12 protein-coding genes and 1 pseudogene are annotated in these 14,927 nt (G+C 72.7%); 4 read left to right on the top strand and 9 right to left on the bottom strand.

All coding sequences use genetic code 11. The features are described 5' to 3' along the window. Nucleotide 1 precedes the first annotated feature (1 nt). Together OG568_RS25540 and OG568_RS25535 are read left to right on the top strand one after the other, a co-directional pair. Nucleotides 2–2,821, top strand: coding sequence for a caspase family protein (locus OG568_RS25540; protein WP_329533257.1), 2,820 nt, complete (start codon nt 2–4; stop codon nt 2,819–2,821). After that, entirely contained in the window at nt 2,821–4,251 is a 1,431-nt protein-coding gene (locus OG568_RS25535) for an extracellular solute-binding protein (RefSeq protein WP_329533256.1), read from the top strand. The genes OG568_RS25540 and OG568_RS25535 overlap by 1 nt, the downstream gene beginning before the upstream one ends. On the opposite strand, the gene OG568_RS25530 is transcribed toward OG568_RS25535, so the two are convergent. Further along, nucleotides 4,229–5,482: an amidohydrolase gene (locus tag OG568_RS25530; RefSeq protein ID WP_329533255.1), complete on the bottom strand. Its 1,254-nt coding sequence runs from the start codon at nt 5,480–5,482 to the stop codon at nt 4,229–4,231. The two genes, OG568_RS25535 and OG568_RS25530, sit on opposite strands and share 23 nt — an antisense overlap. A gap of 54 nt (nt 5,483–5,536) precedes the next feature. Further along, nucleotides 5,537–5,698 (bottom strand): hypothetical protein, encoded by a 162-nt coding sequence (locus tag OG568_RS25525; protein WP_266432355.1) that lies wholly within the window; start codon nt 5,696–5,698, stop codon nt 5,537–5,539. 152 nt (nt 5,699–5,850) lie between these two features. Here OG568_RS25525 and OG568_RS25520 point away from each other — a divergent pair, with 152 nt between their 5' ends. Then, the gene (locus OG568_RS25520; RefSeq protein WP_266584048.1) at nt 5,851–7,194 is read left to right on the top strand and encodes a helix-turn-helix domain-containing protein; all 1,344 of its coding nucleotides are present in this window, start codon (nt 5,851–5,853) and stop codon (nt 7,192–7,194) included. Nucleotides 7,195–7,315: 121 nt separating this feature from the next. Here the strand turns inward: OG568_RS25520 and OG568_RS25515 are convergent, their stop codons facing one another. The 7 genes from OG568_RS25515 to OG568_RS25485 all read right to left on the bottom strand — a co-directional run bounded on the left by OG568_RS25515 (nt 7,316) and on the right by OG568_RS25485 (nt 14,198). Continuing rightward, the gene (locus tag OG568_RS25515; protein WP_329533254.1) at nt 7,316–7,936 is read right to left on the bottom strand and encodes a GNAT family N-acetyltransferase; all 621 of its coding nucleotides are present in this window, start codon (nt 7,934–7,936) and stop codon (nt 7,316–7,318) included. Between the two features lie 46 nt (nt 7,937–7,982). Beyond that, complete coding sequence (locus OG568_RS25510; RefSeq protein WP_329533253.1) at nt 7,983–9,821, bottom strand: alkyl/aryl-sulfatase; 1,839 nt, start codon at nt 9,819–9,821, stop codon at nt 7,983–7,985. Nucleotides 9,822–9,912: 91 nt separating this feature from the next. Then, the gene (locus OG568_RS25505; protein ID WP_168493761.1) at nt 9,913–10,134 is read right to left on the bottom strand and encodes a hypothetical protein; all 222 of its coding nucleotides are present in this window, start codon (nt 10,132–10,134) and stop codon (nt 9,913–9,915) included. After that, nucleotides 10,131–11,978 carry a transglycosylase domain-containing protein gene (locus OG568_RS25500; protein ID WP_329533252.1) on the bottom strand — a complete coding sequence of 616 codons (1,848 nt, stop codon included), beginning with the start codon at nt 11,976–11,978 and terminating at the stop codon, nt 10,131–10,133. The genes OG568_RS25505 and OG568_RS25500 overlap by 4 nt, the downstream gene beginning before the upstream one ends. Further along, nucleotides 11,975–12,685 carry a hypothetical protein gene (locus tag OG568_RS25495; protein WP_329533251.1) on the bottom strand — a complete coding sequence of 237 codons (711 nt, stop codon included), beginning with the start codon at nt 12,683–12,685 and terminating at the stop codon, nt 11,975–11,977. The genes OG568_RS25500 and OG568_RS25495 overlap by 4 nt, the downstream gene beginning before the upstream one ends. Next, nucleotides 12,682–13,245 carry a SigE family RNA polymerase sigma factor gene (locus OG568_RS25490; protein ID WP_329533250.1) on the bottom strand — a complete coding sequence of 188 codons (564 nt, stop codon included), beginning with the start codon at nt 13,243–13,245 and terminating at the stop codon, nt 12,682–12,684. Before OG568_RS25490 ends, OG568_RS25495 begins: the two co-directional genes overlap by 4 nt. Nucleotides 13,246–13,259: 14 nt before the next feature. Further along, nucleotides 13,260–14,198 carry a L,D-transpeptidase gene (locus OG568_RS25485; RefSeq protein ID WP_329533249.1) on the bottom strand — a complete coding sequence of 313 codons (939 nt, stop codon included), beginning with the start codon at nt 14,196–14,198 and terminating at the stop codon, nt 13,260–13,262. Between the two features lie 134 nt (nt 14,199–14,332). Between OG568_RS25485 and OG568_RS25480 the strand changes: the two are divergent. Beyond that, nucleotides 14,333–14,827, top strand: a pseudogene (locus OG568_RS25480) (SigE family RNA polymerase sigma factor); the annotation flags it as partial. Between the last annotated feature and the right edge of the window lie 100 nt (nt 14,828–14,927).

The following is a 14,927-nucleotide window of genomic DNA, read 5'->3' as shown; positions in this document are numbered from 1 at the left end:
GGTGGACCGCTTCGACCCGCGGGGAAAGGTGAACCGGGCGCTGCTCGTCGGCGTGTCCGAGTACGAGTTCACCCGGCCGAAGCACCGCGACGGCGTCCCGGGCCAGCTGCCCGCCGTCGCCCACAACCTCGCCCTGCTCGTACGTGCCCTGGAGCGGGGCGGAGTCGTCCGGCCCCTGGAGATCACCGTCGCGCGCTCACCGCGGCTGGCCGACTTCCGCCACTCCCTGCGCGCGGCCGCCGACGCCGCCGAGGGGCTGCTCCTGCTCTACTTCGCCGGACACGGCGCCGTACCCAGCGCGGGCGACGAACTGTGGCTGCAGATGCGCGACGCGGAGGTCGTCCGGGGCGAGACGGCGGGGTTCGAGGGCGCGGCCCGGTTCACCAACGTGCTGCGCATCCTCGCCAACAGCCACGCCGAGCGGATCGTGGTCGTCCTCGACTGCTGCAACGCGGGAAACGCCGCCCGGGTGTGGGAGGCCGTGGAGCGCCCCGACGTCCGACGGCGCGTCTCGGTGCTGATGAGCGTGCAGGCCAACAACCGCATCGACGCGGGCGACGCCGACACCCCCACGCCGTTCACCGCCCGGCTGGTGGAACTGCTGACGTCGGGCATCGAGGGGCAGGGCGACGAGGTTCACTTCCTGGACCTCGCGGAGGCGCTCAGGGCCCACATGTCCGCCCACCACCGGACCGAACGCGGAGAATGCTGGGAACCGCAGAGCCGCACGGAGAACCCGCCGGTGGACGTGGTGCTGGGCATCCGGGCGGGAGCCGGGAGACCCGTCGGCCCCGGAACGGCCCTGCGGCAGCCCGCGCCGGGAACCGTCGGAACGGGAGTGGTGAGCCGCCCCACGTCCGGTCGCCGCCGGCAGCGCGCGCTCGGGGCCCTGAGGTCCCGGAGCTTCCTCACGAAGGCGAAGGCGAAGGCGTCCGTGGCCCGGGTGCGCGCGGCGGCGGCCCGGTTACGGCCCGGGTCCGTGAGCCCGAGCGCGCTCCGGCCCACGACTCCCGACCCGACCCGTCCCTCCGGCCGTCCCCCCGGCGGCCTCCCGTCCCGCCGCCTCGCCGTCGTCCTCCTCGTCCTCGCCGCCGCCCTCGGCCTCGTCGGCTACTTCGTCGTCGGCAACGCGGCCTCCGACCGGTCCACCTGCGCCCCACCCGTGGAGCTGCGGCTGCTCACGGACCCCGACCTCGAATCCACCGTGCGCAAGGCGGCCGACACCTATCTGACGTCGGCGGCGAACACCACGGGCGGCGGCTGCCGGCGCAGTGGGATCACGGTGTACGGCGCGGGGTCGGCGGCCGTGGTGGCGGGCCTGCGCGACCAGTCGGACCCCTGGCAACGGCCGGTGAGCGACGACACCGACCCACAGCGCGACATCGGGCCCCAGCCGGACATCTGGATCCCGGCCACGCTCGCGACCGCGACCAGGGCGCGCCCCTCCGGGGTGGCGCGGACCTACGTGACGCTGGAGCCGGACGCCGCGCCGTTCGCGTACTCCCCGATGGTGCTGTCGCTGCCGCAGGACATCGCCGAGGACTCGGCGGACGACCGGACCGGCGACTCGCTCGCGGGCCTGCGGGCGAAGCTGGCCCGACGGGACAAGACCGCCTCCGTACGACGTCCGGACCCGGAGTACACCGACTCCGCGCTGCTGGCCACGGTCGGCCTCTACGGCGCGGGCAAGGCCGACGTCGGCCGGGCGGAGGAGAGCGTGGCCCCGGCCGGACCGCCCGCGCCCGCCGCCGGTGACCTGCTGTGCACCCTGCCCGACAACGCGGACACCGACCGGAGCACCGGGGCACTCGTACCGGAGTTCCTGATGGTGAGCGGGATCGGCTGCGACCGGACGACGCGCACCCCGCGGAGGGCCGAGTACCCCGACGACGTGCCGGGCCTCGACCCCACCTTCGTCCGGGTCCGCTGGAAGGACGGCGACAACGACGAGGCGGCCCGGGACGACGCGGTACAGCGGTTCCACGACTGGCTCACGGGCACCGGCGACACGGGCGGGAAGAACGGCAACGAGAACGGCAACGAGAGGGGCAAGGAGAGCGGCAAGGAGGCCGACAACGGTCTCGCGGTGTTCGGGCAGGACGGCTTCCGCGCCCCTTCCGGCACCCACGCCTTCCTCGCCGCCCACGACTCGGCCGACGGCCTGATCACCGACCCCGGCCCGCCCGCCGTGGCCGCGCGCGCCGAGGCGATGGACACGGCCCTGAACCAGTACCGCAACGCCAACGGCCCCGGCCGGGTGCTCTTCCTGCTGGACAGCTCCGGCTCGATGGCCGGCCTGTGGCAGGGGCCGGGCGGCGCCCCCGGCATCCTCAAGCAGTCCCTCGGCGGACTCGGTACACAGGACGAGTACGGCGTCTGGTCCGTGGCCTCCCCGGGGCACAGCCTGTACACCGAACTGCTGTCCTTCGGCCCCCACAAGCGCCAGGACGCCGAGCGGGCCCTCGACGGGGCCGCGGTCAAGGACGCGGAGGCCGACCCGTACGCCGCGCTGAAGGCGGCGCTGGACACCATGGGCCGGAAGGGCAGGGACGACGACCGCCCCGAGCTGATCGTCTTCCTCACCGACGACGAGGACAACAACCACCTCACGGCGAAGGGCCACCTGGACGAGCTGCTCGCCTCGCCCCGTATCCGGGGCGTGCCGGTGGTCATGGCGGCCCTCGACAGCGGCGGCTGCGCCAAGGGCAGGCCCGACCAGCGGATCTCCGACGTGAGCGGCGGGCGTTGCCTGGACACCAAGGGCGACCTCGTGGCGGGGCTGCGGGACGAGGTCGCGCGCACCGGAACGGGGGACGAGTGATGCGGCGACGGCGTACGTACGGGCGGGCGTACCGGGGGGCGTACGGGAGGGTGTCCGGGTACGGGCTGGCTCTCGCCCTCCTGCTGACCGCCTGCACCGGCGGTGGCCCGGCCGGACCCGGCGCCACGGTCTCCCCCGGCGCTCCCGGGGACATCGTGGTGGCCAGCGGGCGGGACGTGACCGGCAAGGGCGGCATCCGCCAGCAGCTCATCGACGCGTGGAACGCCCAGCAGGACCGGGAACACAGCGACGTCCACGCCCGCCTGGTCGAACTCCCGGGCTCCGCCGACCAGCAGCGCAGCCAGTTGCTCGGCGCGCTCCAGTCCGGCAGCGCGGAGTACGACGTCGTCAACCTGGACGTCACCTGGGTGCCGGAGTTCGCCGCCGCGCACCTCATCAGCCCGCTGCCGGACTCCCTGGTCGACGCGGACGTCATCGAGTCGGTCGCGAGCACGGCCCGGTGGGGCGGCAAGCTCTACGCCGTCCCCTTCAACAGCGACGTCGGCCTGCTCTACTACCGGCGGGACTACCTCAAGCAGGCGCACGTCCAGGACACCGACCTGAGCAAGGGGATCACCTGGCGGCAGCTGCGGGACCTCATCGACGCCGTCGAGGCGCCGGGCCTGCCGCGGCCGAAGGGGTACGAGAAGGGCTGGACCACCCAGCTCGGCCCCTACGAGGGCCGCACGGTCAACGGGGTCGAGGCGTTCCTGTCCGCCATGGACGGCGTCGGCCTCACCGACGAGGACGGCCGTTACACCGCCACCGTCCAGCAGCTGGCGGACGGCCTCGCGGAGCTGCGCGCCCGCACCCAGGGCCCGTACACGCTCGGGGACGCGGTCCGCTCCGACGAGGGCGCCTCGCTCACCGACTTCGCGGACGGCCGTACGGCGTTCGTGCGCCACTGGCCGTACGCCTACCGCACCCTGCACCAGTCCCTGAGCGAGGCGCAGCTCGGCGTCGCACCGCTGCCCGGCCGGGCGGTGCTCGGCGGCCAGAACCTCGCACTGGCCGGTTCGTCCCAACGAGCCGACAAGGCAAGGGAGTTGATACGTTTCCTCACCAACAAGGAGAGCGAACGCTGTCTGCTCGACGCGGGGTTCGCGGCCACCAGGGAGTCCGCGTACACGGCCGACGACGTGACCTGCGGCGTGGCGAGGACACCCGGAGCCGCCTCCCCCTCGGCCTCGCCCTCCGGCGAGAGCGCCGACCGCATGCCGCGTGACGACCACGGACGTCCCGCGTACGCCCGTACGATCCTGCTTCCCGCGCTCCGGCGCGCCGTCCAGCGCCCCCGCACCCCCTTGTACGGCGCGTTCACCCAGACGTTCGCCACCGAGCTGGGCAGGCTGTTCACCGACGACCCGCCGGGCGACGCGGAGCTGGCCGCCGACCTGGACAAGGAGCTCAGGAAGGCTCTTCCGGGCTGACGAGATGGGCGAGCGCCCCCGACACCAGGGTCCGCACCCCCGGCACGAGCGTCGCGAGGTCGGGCGCGAAGTGCGGGCTGTGGTTGCTGGGCACGGCCGCGAACTTCTCCATGAGGTCGTCGCCCGGGGCCGCGTTCCACACCTCGGCCGGGGTGCTGGTCACGAACCAGTAGGAGTACGGGATCTTCCCGTCCGCGAGCCGGGGGAAGTCCTCGCTGCCCATCGCGGGGCCCGGGTCGAGTATGGTCCCGGCGCCGAAGACCTCGCCGTGCACGGCCGCGACCCTGCGGTCGGTCTCCGGGTCGTTGACGGTGACCGGGAAGCTGTTGCCGACGACGACCTCGGGCTCGCGCGGGCAGCCGGCGGCCAGGCACTCGCCCGCCGCGATCCGCCGGATCGCCGCGATCATCCGCTCACGGACCTCGTCCGACTGCGTACGGATGTTGAGGGCGATCCGGGCCTCGGAGGGGATGATGTTGTGCCGGGTGCCCGCCTCGATCCGCCCCACGGTCAGTACGGCCGACTCACGCGCCGCGATCTCCCGGCTGACGACGGTCTGCAGCCGGGTCACCAGGTACGCGGCGGTGACGACCGGATCGACGGTGGACTCCGGCCGCGAACCGTGCCCGCCCCGCCCGTGCACGACGATGTCGACGTCGGTGGAGGCGGACATGATCAGGCCGGGCGAGTGGGCGTAGAGCCCGGTGGGTCCGGGGGCCGCGTGCTGGGCGAGCAGGACGTCCGGCCGCGGGAACCTCTCGTAGAGCCCGTCCGCGACCATCGCCGCCGCGCCCTCGCCGGTCTCCTCGGCGGGCTGTCCGAGCACGAGGAGGGTGCCCGACCAAGTGTCGCGTCCGGCGGCGAGCGCCCGGGCCGCGCCCGCCAGCCAGGTGACGTGCAGATCGTGCCCGCAGGCGTGCATCACACCGGGTGCCTGGGAGGCGTACGGCAGCCCCGTCTCCTCCTGCACCGGCAGTGCGTCCATGTCGGCGCGCAGCAGCACGGTCGGCCCGGGCCCGTTGTGCAGGACCCCGACGACTCCGGTGCCACCGACTCCGGTGACCGTGTCGAACCCGGACGTGCGCAGCCGGTCGGCGAGCGCGGCGGCCGTCCGGTGTTCGCGCATCGACAGCTCCGGGTGCCGGTGCAGGTCCCGGTAGAAGTCCTCCAGGTCGGCAACCGGGAGGTCGGCGGTGAGGTCCAACGCGGTGTGTGCGGCAGGCGAGATCACGGGCCAAGGGTAAGGGCCGCCGACGGGACGGGGGAGTTCCCGTCGGCGGCCGGTCTACCGCGGGATCCCCGGGTGGCCGGTGTGGTGCTGGAGCAGCGCGGCGGTGGGTTCGGCCGCCCGGGCGGGACCGGCGTTCGCTGCCAGGACCAGGGCGGCGACCGCGACGACGGCAGCACCGAACCCTCTGAAGTAGCGCGCGGAAATACGTCGGAGCATGGCGACCTCGCAACAACAGCGGCGTATTAAGCAGGCTTAATCCGCCGCTTAACGTAGGGGCTCGAAGCATCAAAGAGCAAGGGGCGCAAGGGGAGTTGGACAATAGTCAAAAGTTGGCCGAGTGTAAGTCGGGTTAATGGCATGCTTAACCCATGGCGGAGCGTGACGGCCCGGAGGTCATCGGGCGCAGGGTTCAGCAGTTGCGTACGGAACGCGGTTTGACGCAGAAGCAGTTGGCGGAACCGGCGTACACGCCCGCGTACATCTCCACCCTGGAGGCCGGGCGGGTGCGGGCCTCCGAGCCCGCGCTGCGGCACATCGCCGAGCGGCTCGGCGTGGCGTACGAGGAGATAGCGACCGGGCGCCCCGCCCACCTCGCCACCGGCCTGCGGCTGCGGCTCACCGACGCCCAGCGCACACTCGCCACCGGCGAGGCCGAGGTCGCGGCGGAACAGTACGACGCGCTGCTCGCGGAGGCGGACACGCACGGGCTCGTCGCCGAGCAGGCCGCGGCGCTGCTCGGGCTCGGCGAGTGCGCCCTGGAGACCGGGGACCTGCAGACCGCGCGGGAGCGTTTCGAGGCCTCGGAACAGCGCCTCGGCGACGCGCCCCTCCCGAACCGGGTACCCGCCCTGCGCGGCCGGGCGGTGTCCCACTACCTCGCCGGTGAACTCCGTTACGCCTGCTACCTGTTCGAGTCCACCCTCGACGAGCTCAACCGCACCGGGATGCACGACCCGGACGCGCTGCTGCTCCTCTACACGGGAGTCATCGCCCCGTACATGGACATGGGCGCGCACGCGCGGGCCGCACAGGCGGCGGAGTTCGCGCTCGCCCTCGCGCCCCAGGTGGGCGATCCGGCCCTGGTCGCCCGGATGCACCGTTCCGTCGCCCGCACGATGATCGCCGAGGGCCGGATCGCCGAGGCCGACGCCTCCCTCGCCAAGGCCTCCGAGCTCTACCGTCAGCTCCAGATCCGTACCGAGCTCGCCAACTGTCACTGGATGCGCGGCTACTTGTACGCCCAGAACGGTGAACTGGAGCGGGCGGAGAGCGAGTTGCGGGAGGCGCAGGTCATGCTCTCCGCGAAGCGCGCCGCGCTCTACACCAGCCAGGTCAACGTGGAGCTCGCGGACGTACTGCACCGGCGCGGGAAGTCGGCCGAGGCCGCCATCCTCCTCCACGAGGTGCTCGGTGACCTCAGCCCCGAGCGCGGCGCCGTGCACTCGGCCGGCGCGCACCGGCTGCTCGGCATCATCGCCGAGGACGCCCGGGACACGGAGTCCGCCGAGGAGCACTACGTGCGGGCGCTGAGTCTTCTCGAGCGGGCGGGGGCGGCGGGGGATCTCGCCGACCTGTGCCGGCTCCTCGGGGACCTGTTGCGGCGGACGGGGCGGGTGGAAGCGGCCCTCGACGCCTACCGCACGGGCCTCGGCCACCGCACGGCCCCCGGCACCACCACCCTCGGCCCGGCCCCGGCCCAGCCCCCGCTGTAACGGGCCGGTGGCGGCCGGTCGCGCCCACGCGGCGGAGCCGCATATGTCACAGCCCCGCGCCCCTGAAAGCCCCACCCCGGCCCGCTCTATTCAGCCCGTCCGGCGTTGAGGACGAGGCCGTTCAGGCCGACGGGGGGTGTGAGGGCGCAGCCCCCTGGGACGGGACGGCTATCTCGGAGGCGGGGATCTCGAAGATGGTTTCGAGGCCGTCGTCCTCGTCCCACTGTTCGCCGACCTCCACGAAGCCGAACCCGCCGATCGTGGCCAGGGACGCGGCGTTCTCCGGGCTGATCGACACCCGCACGGTCCGCACCCGCGCCTCGACGGCGGCCCGCCGCATCAACGCGGCCAGGATCGCCCGGGCGTAGCCCTGCCGGCGGTGGCCGGGGTCCACGGCGTAGCCGATCTCCACCATGCCCGCCTCGTCCGGCGGTCCGTGGAACCCGGCGTAGCCGACGACCGCGCCCTCCGGTTCGGAGATCACGGCCTGCGTGATCCACCCCGCGCAGGCGGGGTCCGCGGCCAGCTGTGCGACGCGGTGACCCCAGACGAACCGCGCGCTGTCGGTGAGGAAGTACTCCGTGAGGTCGGCCCCCGCCTCGACACTGGCCCGGTCGAGGTCGGAGTCCAGCAGGGCGGTCATGGCCGTGCTCGACAGTTCGACGAAGCGCACCGCCTTCGGGTCGGCGGGGAGGACCGGGGCGGGGCGTCCGGCGTTGGGTTCTGCGGCGTTGTCTGTCACAGCGCGGATCCTCATCGGGCGGAGCCGGACGTGTCGAACGGTTTTCCTACGGCGTCACGATCGAGAAGGCCTTGTCGGGCTCCGAGACGTACGAGAGCAGCCGGGCCAGCACGGTGGTGTCGCCGTCCGACTCGATGCCCGCGAGGCCCTGCCCCGACACGACCCCGAGCAGTTCCGGGCGGGTGAGGGTCAGGGTCAGGTCCGCGTGCGGCTTCGGGGTGTGGTGGACCGGCATGGCGCGATGGGTGAGGGCGCCGTTGTGGAGGTTGACGCGGTGGCGGCGCTGTTCGTCGATGACGACGAGGTCGAGGGTGAGGTGTTCGTGCCAGGCGCGGGGGCCCTCGATACGGACGGCGAGCGAGTCGAGCAGCATGCTCACGGTGAGCGCGGACGTCAGTTCGGGGCTCGTGGTGTCGACGGGGATGTCGGCGGTGCCCGCACGCAGTTCCAGGGCGGCCGTGAGGTAGGCGTTGCGCCAGGTCCCGTTCTCCGCGCCGTACCCGAGCCGTTCGTAGACGCCCGCGAGCGTGTCCTTGGCGGCGTTGTTCGACGGGTCGGCGAACACCAGGTGGTTGAGGAGGGTGGCGGCGAACCGCAGGTCACCGGAGTCGATGTACGCCCGCGCCTTGATCAGGGTCTCCGTCTGGCCGCCCGCCAACTCCACGTACCGCCGCCCGAGTTCGACCGGCGGATGCTCCCAGAGGTGGGCGGGGTTGCCGTCGTACCAGCCCATGTACCGCTGGTAGACGGCCTTGACGTTGTGGCTGACCGAGCCGTAGTAGCCGCGGGCGTGCCAGGCCTTCTCCAGGGCGGGCGGCAGCAGCAGCTCCTCGGCGATCTCGGTGCCGGTCAGGCCCCGGTTGAGCATGCGCAGGGTCTGGTCGTGCAAGTAGGCGTACAGGTCCCGCTGTTCGCCGAGGAACCTCACGACGTTCGCCCGGCCCCAGATCGGCCAGTGGTGGGAGGCGAACGCCACGTCGTAGGTGTCACCGAACACGTCGATCGTCTCGTCGAGATAGCGGGCCCACACGTGCGCGTCGCGGACCGGGGCCCCGCGCAGGGTGAGCACGTTGTGCAGGGTGTGGCTGGCGTTCTCGGCCACGCACAGGGCGCGCTGCTCGGGGAGCAGGAAGTTCATCTCGGCGGGCGCCTCGGTGCCGGGCGTGAGCTGGAAGACGAACCGCACACCGTCGAGGGTCTCCTCCTGCCCCGTCCGGGTGATGTCCACGTTGGGGGCGATGAGCGTGACGGTGCCGGTGGAGGTGATGGTGCCGAGCCCGGTACCGATCTGGCCGCGCGGCGCCCTGGGCAGCCGGGAGCCGTACATGAAAGCGGACCGTCGCAGCATCGCGTTGCCCGCGAAGACGCTCTCGCTGACCGCGTGCTCCAGGAACCCCGCGGGCGCGAGCACGGGCAGCCCGCTCTCGCTGCGGCGCGGCACCACCCCGCGGGCGCCGCCGAAGTGGTCGACGTGGGAATGGGTGTAGACGAGCCCGGTCACGGGGCGTGGACCCCGGTGCTCGTGGTAGAGCCCGAGGGCGGCCGCGGCGCACTCCGCCGAGATCAGCGGGTCGATCACGATCACGCCGCGCCTGCCCTCGACGAGGGTCATGTTCGAGAGGTCGAGGCCGCGTACCTGGTACACGCCCTCGGTGACCTCGTACAGGCCGTGGCGCGCGCACAGCCGTGACTGCCGCCACAGGCTGGGATGCGCGGTGTCGGGGCAGTCCTCGTCCAGGAACGCGTACGCGTTCCCGTCGTACACGATCCGTCCCTCGCCGTCGATGATCACGGGCGGCTCCAACGACGCGATGAACCCCCGATCGGCGTTCTCGAAGTCCGTGAGATCGTCGAAGGGAAGGTCATCACGCGCCGGGACGGTCATACGTCCAGCCTCTGCCGACGAGCGGTGAGCGGCTAGTGGAGTGGGCCGTTCGTGACGTGCGCGGTCGCGAGGTGCGTGCTCGTGACGTGCGTCAGAGCCGGTCCATCCGGCTGTAGGGGCTGAGGATGCGGGCCTGGCGGGAGCCGAAGTCGACGAGCATGGCGATGCCCTCTTCGACACCGATGATCGTGCCCAGGCCGAACTGGTCGTGGGTGACCCGGTCTCCGAGGCTGAATTCCTTGGCCACGGGGACGACCGGGGCGGCGAAGGGGCTGGTGGGCAGGTGGCGCCGGGGCGCGGAGGGTTTCGTCATCGTGTAGCCAGTATGGGCTTTGTTTGGCCGGTTGGAAGCCCCGGATTTGGTTCCGCAGCCGGATCGTGGCCTTCGGCGGTGCCGACGATCTTGGACCAGACGCCCTCGGACACGAACAGTGAACGGCTCTGCGCCGTGTACGGGAGGGGTGCGGGCAGGGCCGCCTTCTTGCCCTTGGCCGGGTGTTCCGCGAAGAGAGCGACGGTGAGCGTGAGGTGTTCGTCGTAGGCCGTCTGCCAGAGTGTGCGCAGGCCCGCGGCGCCGGTGTGGGTGGCCACAGGAGCGCCCGACCGGCCGTACAGGAGCTTGGTGATCAGCCCCGCGCCGTCGGGTGTCATGGCCGTACGGGTGCGGGGGTGGGCCTCGTAGAGGGTGCGGCCCGCACGGGTGATCTTCGCGACCGTGTACGGCGTGGCGTAGACGCCGTGCGCCGCCGCCGTGGCGTACGCGGAGGCCAGCCGGAGCGGGGTCGGGGCCGCGGTACGGGCAAGGCCCGTGAGGGGAGCGAGCAGCTTCACGCCGGAGAACGGCTGGAGCGCCGTGCCCGCCTCCACCGCTCCGTCCCGCGCGTCGTTGAAGGGCTGAGTGGCGTAGTCCGCGCCGCCGTACAGCACCCGGACCGCGCCGTCCCCGGGGACCAGCGCGACCACGGCCGTGTGGACCCGGACGTCCCCGGCCGGTCCGGCCCCGGGCCTCGTCACCTCGCTCGCCTTCTCCTCGGCCGCTTTTTCCCCGGCTGCCCTCTTCCCGGCTGTCTTCGCCCCGGCCGTCTGCTCACCGGTCTTCTTCCCGGCGCCGTCGGCCGCCAGCTCCGCCGTCGCGTCCTGCGCCGTGAGATCGAAGGTCGTACGGACCGTGTAGCCGCCGCGGGCGAGCTGGTCCTCGGTGATGCCGAGCCGGTCGGCGGCCTCCGAGGCGGCCGCGTCGATGAGGTACTGGCGCTGGCCGTCCGTGTCGCCCGGCGGATAGAAACGGAAGGCCGGGAAACGGGCCGCGGCACGCTGTGCGGACGTGATCGCGCCACTGTGCGCCATCGCGTCCAGCACCCACTCCCAGCGGTCCACGAGCTTGGCCGTCACCTTCGGATCGGAGCCCGCCTTCTCGTAGTACGAGGGAATGTTGATGACGGACGCGAGCGCGGCGCCCTGGCTCACCGTGAGGTCCTCGGCGTCGACGCCGAAGTAGTTCCGCGCGGCGGACTGGATGCCGGCCGCGCCCCGGCCGAAGTACACGGTGTTGAGGTAGCCCCGCAGGATCTCGTCCTTCGAACGGGTGCGGTCCAGCTTGATCGCGATCAGGGCCTCGCGCGCCTTGCGGGACAGCGACTGCTCCGGGCTGAGCAGGGCGTTCTTGACGTACTGCTGGGTGATCGTGGAGCCGCCCTGCCGGCCGCCCCCGCTCACCGTCGACCAGGCCGCCCGGCCGATCGCCTTCGGGGATATCCCGGTGTCCGTGCGGAAGGACCGGTTCTCCGCCGCGATCACCGCCTCCCGCACATACCGGGGGACCTGCGAGAGCGGGATCTCCTGCCGGTCCACGGGGCCGCGCCGGCCCAGGTAGTCGCCGTGGTCGTCGACGAAGACCGTGCTCTGCATCGCCGTCTCCGGGTGCGGCTCGGGGATCTTCGTCAGGTGGTACGCCACCACGGCCGCGCCGACGAGGTGCGCGAGGACGGTGAGCAGCACGACGATCGCGCGGCGCAGCCGGCGCCCGCGGGTGCGACGGATGCGGATCCGCCGCCTGACGAGCCTGCGGCGCAGGCCCGCCACGACCCGGCCACGCCCACCGGCACCGTGCCGCCCGTTGCCGCCGTTCGTGTGCATGTCCATGTTCGTGCCGTTCACCGGGCGGCCCCCGTGCTCGCGATCACCCCGCCCGCCGAGTCGTACACCGTGACTCTCCTGGTCACATCGACGGGCGTGCCGGGGGCGATCGACTTCGTCGTGCTCACCATCGCGTACCAGACTCCCCAGTGGGGGTCGCCCGCGAGGGTGAGGGCCGTGCCCGCGACCTGGCCCGAGGTGGTCCCGACCTCGACCCGCGCCGCCTCGTTCTCGCCGCGGTAGAGGCCGGAGAGGAAGTACCCCAGGTCGCCCGCACCCTCCTGCCGGACGGTGACGCCGGGCTCGCCCGGGTCGGTGGCACCGGCTTTCACGCTGGTGAACCGCGGTCCGGAGCCGGCCGGCGAGGACCAGTGCTCCCCGTCCTCGGTGAGCCAGATCTTGATGCCGTGCGCGACCTCGACCCGTTCGCCGGCGGTCACGACCCGCACCATGGTCATGGGCAGACCGGAGGGCGACGTCGCCTGCTCGTCGCCCGCCCCCGAGGACACGGCCTCGCGCAGTGCGACCACGGCCAGCGGGACCACCAGCAGGGCGCACGCGGACCCCGCCACCGCGGCCGTACGGCGCCGCCTGCGCCGCAGGCCCGCGCGCTCGATGGCGGCCAGCGGTACGGCCGAGGGAGTGACGTCGTAGGCGGCTTCGGTGAACACCTCGCGCAGCCGCTCGGCCTCGGCCGACGGGCGCGGGAACTTGCGGTGACGTTTCATGAGCGGGCTCCGGAGACGGGGTGTCGGCGAGCGGGGGACGGGGCGACGGAGGGGGCGGGGGAGGCGGCGAGGCGGGCGGCGAGAGAGGGATGGACGCGCAGGGCCGCCAGACCGCGCCGGGCGTGCGCCTTGACCGTGCCGGGCGAACAGCCGAGCAGCTGCGCGATCTCGGCCTCGCTCAGGCCCTCCCCGTGGCGCAGCACGATCACGGCCCGCCGCCGCGCGGGCAGCGCGGCCAGCGCCCTGCCGAGCGCGTCCCGCCGGTCGGCGGCCCGCGCGGCGACAGGAACGGCCCGGCGCGCCCGCGCGGGCAGCAACGGTGTCAGCAGACGCGCGGCGCGTCTCCTGCGCGCCCGGCCGAGGTGGGTTCTGACCAGCGAACGCCGTACGTAGAAGTCGATGTCGTCGCGCGGGATGCGCCGCCAGCGGGCACGGACCCGGGCCAGCGCGGTCCTGACGAGATCCTCGGCCTCGTCGAGGTCCCCGGTGAGCAGGTGCGCGGCGCGGACCAGGCGGGGCCAGGCCGTGGTGGCGTACGGGACGAACTCGCCGTTCCTCACTTCAGCGCGCTGCCTCACCTCAGCGCGCTGCCGGCCCGCCACCGGGCCCAGTCCGCGTTCCAGTCGCCGTAGCCGTTGCCCACGGCCACCGTGTCCTTGGAGCCGACGACGGTGACGACGTCGCCGGGGATGACCTCGTCGTAGAACTTCTTGGCGGTGCCGTCCGTCGCGAGTCCGACGCATCCGTGGGTGACGTTCTGGTGCCCGGCGTACGTATTGGCCTTCGGGTTCTGGTGGAGGTAGGTCCCGGAGGTGGTGAGGTGGACGGCGTAGTAGTAATAGCCCGCGTAGGCGTCGCCGTAGCCGACGGTCCGCGAGTTCATGAAGACCTTGGCCGCCTTGTCGGAGACGACCATCGTGCCGTTCCAGGTGTCCATGCCCGGGGCGCCCGCGGTGATCGGGACGATCCGCGTCTGCCCGTCCTTGACGACCTTCATCCGGTGCGTGCGCACGTTCACGACGGCGACGAGCGAGCGGCCCACGGTGAAGTGCCGGGTGATGCCCGAGCCCGCCCGGACGGTGACCTCGGTGCCCGGGCTCCAGTACGCGCGCGGCCGGAAGTCCACCCGCTGCCCTTCCAGCAGATCGCGGTCCTTCACCCAGCTCCAGGAGCCCTCGACATCGACGTCGACCTTCAACTGCCGTTCCACCTGGGCCCGTTCACCGGCCGGTATCGCGTGGTCGAAGGTGACGGATATCGGCATGCCGACGCCCACGGTCTGCCCGTCGGCGATGTTGATGTGCGCGTCGGTCAGTTTCGCGAGGGGCTTGGCCTCGACGGGCGCCTCGGTCCGCTTCTGATCGACCATCGCCTTCGGCTTCGCCGCCGCGTCCACCTCGGTGCCCGCGCTCCCCGTCACCGCCCCCTTCGAGCAGCCGGCGAGCGCGAGCGCGCACACGGAGGCCGCCGTCCAACTCGCCGCGAGGCGACGGCTTCTGGCTCTGCTGGTCATCCTGATCCCCCTGCGGTGTGTTTCGATGTGCGGCGTACGGGACCTGTACGCACGGCACGGACCGCCGGGTTGCACGGGGCGGCGGAAATTCCGAAGTCTCCGGCGAGGGCACGACCGAGGAAGATACGGGGGGCATGACCGAGGAAGAGTTCGACGCGTTCTACGCCGCCGCGTTCCCCCGGCTGACCGGGCAGCTCTACGCGTTCACCGGGGACCACGGCGAGGCGCAGGACGTCGTCCAGGAGGCGTTCGTCCGCGCCTGGGACCGGCGCCGGGAGTTCCTCGCCGAAGGGGCACCCGAGGCGTGGATACGGACCGTGGCGATGCGGCTCGCGGTGAGCCGCTGGCGCCGTGCGCGCCGCTGGCTCGAACTCGTCCGCCGCACCCCGCCGCCCGAGCACACGCCGGGCCCCGACCCCGAACGCACCGCGCTGGTCGCCGCGTTGCGCACGCTGCCCGAGGCGCAGCGGATGGCAGTGGTCCTGCACCATCTGTGCGACCTCAGTGTCGAGCAGGTAGCCTCCGAAACCGGTGCCCCCGTGGGCACGGTCAAGGCCCGGCTGTCCCGCGGCCGGGCGGCGCTGGCGCAGACGCTGGCGACGGCGGACGAGTGGGAGACCGCCGACGGGGGGAAGAAGATCGCGGACAGGGGGAAACCGTCCGCGGGTTCCTCGGACTCGCCGGATTCGCCGGGCTCCGCGCACTCGCTGAACCCGACGGACGAGGGGA

It is taken from the genome of Streptomyces sp. NBC_01450 (assembly GCF_036227505.1).
Taxonomy (GTDB): Bacteria; Actinomycetota; Actinomycetes; order Streptomycetales; family Streptomycetaceae; genus Streptomyces.
The sequence above is the reverse complement of the archived record's forward strand: the minus strand, read 5'-3'. Positions and strand labels throughout refer to the sequence as shown.

Excerpts from the sequence above, each read along its gene's own strand:
- OG568_RS25510 (WP_329533253.1), bottom strand. The coding sequence starts at position 9,821 with ATGACCGTCCCGGCGCGTGATGACCTTCCCTTCGACGATCTCACGGAC.
- OG568_RS25505 (WP_168493761.1), bottom strand. The coding sequence starts at position 10,134 with ATGACGAAACCCTCCGCGCCCCGGCGCCACCTGCCCACCAGCCCCTTC.
- OG568_RS25495 (WP_329533251.1), bottom strand. The coding sequence starts at position 12,685 with ATGAAACGTCACCGCAAGTTCCCGCGCCCGTCGGCCGAGGCCGAGCGG.
- OG568_RS25525 (WP_266432355.1), bottom strand. The coding sequence starts at position 5,698 with ATGCTCCGACGTATTTCCGCGCGCTACTTCAGAGGGTTCGGTGCTGCC.
- OG568_RS25535 (WP_329533256.1), top strand. The coding sequence starts at position 2,821 with ATGCGGCGACGGCGTACGTACGGGCGGGCGTACCGGGGGGCGTACGGG.
- OG568_RS25520 (WP_266584048.1), top strand. The coding sequence starts at position 5,851 with ATGGCGGAGCGTGACGGCCCGGAGGTCATCGGGCGCAGGGTTCAGCAG.
- OG568_RS25485 (WP_329533249.1), bottom strand. The coding sequence starts at position 14,198 with ATGACCAGCAGAGCCAGAAGCCGTCGCCTCGCGGCGAGTTGGACGGCG.